Raw genomic sequence first — 1,179 nt, 5'->3', positions numbered from 1 at the left:
GTTCCTGCTGGTGTTCATTCCGCCGCTGCTGTTCGGCGATGCCTATGGCGCACCGAAGCGTGAACTGATGGCGCTGCGCGGACCGATCCTGGATCTGGCCATAGGGCTGGTCTTCTTCACCATCGTCGGCTTCGGCTACGCCTTGCATTGGCTAGTGCCGAGCATCCCTCTGGTGGTCGCTTTTGCGCTTGCCGCGGTGCTGTCGCCGACCGACGCGGTGGCCGTGTCCTCGATCGTCGACAGGAATGTCGTCCCGGCGCGGCTGATGCACATTCTCGAAGGCGAGTCGCTGCTCAACGACGCTTCAGGCCTCGTCATGTTCCGCTTCGCCGTCGCAGCAGTGCTGACCGGCAGCTTTTCCCTTGCCGCGGCTTCGTTCAGTTTTCTCTATGCCGTGGCGATCGGCATCCTGATCGGCGTCGCGGCGCTGTTCGTTGCCGCCAAGCTGCTGCAATTGCTCAACCGGATCGGCGGCGTGCCGGCCGAAGCGCAGGTGCTGGTGATGGTTCTGCTGCCCTTCATCGCCTATCTCGGCGCCGAGCATGTCGGAGCGTCCGGTATTCTGGCGGCTGTTACCGCCGGCCTGCTCACCGGCGGCTCCGGCGTGTTTCGCTTCCTCGGCGTCTCGGCCCGCATGCAGACGATGTCGCTGTGGACGACGCTTTCCTTCGTTTTCAACGGTGCTCTCTTCATCGTGCTCGGCCTGCAGCTTCCCGACATCATCCGCCATGTGCCGCCGGAACTCATGAGCCTGCACCCGATCATCCAGCCGATCGCGACCGTCGTGGCGCTGACGCTGTGCCTGATCGCGTTGCGCTTCCTGTGGATATGGGTAGGCGATCTCGCAGCCGGCATCGCCGCACGTCTGGGCAAGCGCAAGGTGGAGCCGTTCGGGTTGCGCGTGCGGCTCGCCGGTTCGGTGGCCGGCGTGCGCGGCGCCATCACGCTGGCCGGCATATTGTCGCTGCCGCTCGCCATGCCGGACGGCTCGCCGTTCCCGGCACGCGATCTGGTCATTTTCCTGGCCGCCGGCGTCATCATCTGTTCGCTGGTCTTCGCCAGTCTCGCTCTGCCGACGATCGCCAGGGGGCTGGTCGAGCCGGGTGAGGATGCCGGCGCCGCCGAGGAGCGGCTGGCGCGTGTCGGCGCCGCCAAGGCGGCAATCGCGCGCATCGAGAG

At 66.2% G+C, this 1,179-nt stretch carries 1 protein-coding gene; it reads left to right on the top strand.

From position 1 onward, the window contains the following. Window positions 1-1,179, top strand: a 1,179-nt coding sequence (locus EN969_RS31970; RefSeq protein WP_127419782.1) for a Na+/H+ antiporter, incomplete at both ends; no start/stop codon positions are given.

This window comes from Mesorhizobium sp. M7A.F.Ca.CA.003.01.2.1, assembly GCF_003998945.1.
Lineage (GTDB): Bacteria > Pseudomonadota > Alphaproteobacteria > Rhizobiales > Rhizobiaceae > Mesorhizobium > Mesorhizobium ciceri.
This window is presented reverse-complemented; position numbering and strand designations above follow the sequence as displayed.